The sequence below is a fragment of the Herbiconiux daphne genome, assembly GCF_024979295.1.
GTDB classification, from domain to species: domain Bacteria; phylum Actinomycetota; class Actinomycetes; order Actinomycetales; family Microbacteriaceae; genus Herbiconiux; species Herbiconiux daphnes.
This window is the reverse complement of record NZ_JANLCJ010000765.1, coordinates 1-532: the sequence shown is the minus strand read 5'-3', so window position 1 is coordinate 532 and position 532 is coordinate 1. Positions and strand designations below refer to the sequence as shown.

Annotated in this window: 1 protein-coding gene; it reads right to left on the bottom strand. The window is 31.6% G+C overall.

The genetic code is table 11. The annotated features are described in order from the left end of the window. Window positions 1-231 (bottom strand): hypothetical protein (locus tag N1032_RS27575; protein ID WP_259543918.1); only part of this gene is annotated, 231 nt, incomplete at its 3' end. Window positions 232-532 lie beyond the last annotated feature (301 nt).

Genomic DNA, 532 nt, shown 5'->3' with positions numbered 1-532 from the left:
CTTTTTCTTTAATTCCTCGCTATGTTTCTGAGTATTAGAAACGAAGTGAGTGGGATTCTTTTCTGCACGTGGTTGAAAGAAACCAATTGTAAAGAATGCTCCAGCTGTTAATGAAATAACTGCTGATTGAATTAGATGTTTTTTGAGTTTAGGATTGTTTAAATTGAATTTTGGTTTGTTTGGGTTATTTTTTGGTGACTCAATTTTTTCTGAGCGTTTTAAGTTTTCCATATTTGTGTTGTTCGCTTTCTTTATTTACTTTATGTATTCATTATAACCTTTGTTAAACATAATGTAAATAGAAAACTGGTTAAAAAACAGTTACAGTTTCTTTACAAAAGCAGAAAAAACCGACTATTTGTCAGCTTTTTTTCTTCTTATCCACAAGTAATCTTTATGAGAGATTCTATGTCCTGATAGACAACGGCTGATTGCACTGGGGTTGAATCCGTTTCTTCCAGCTTCACAAAGACTTTCAAACTCTACTTCACTTGCGTTATATCTATTAATTCCTGTAATTGCAATTTTTTCT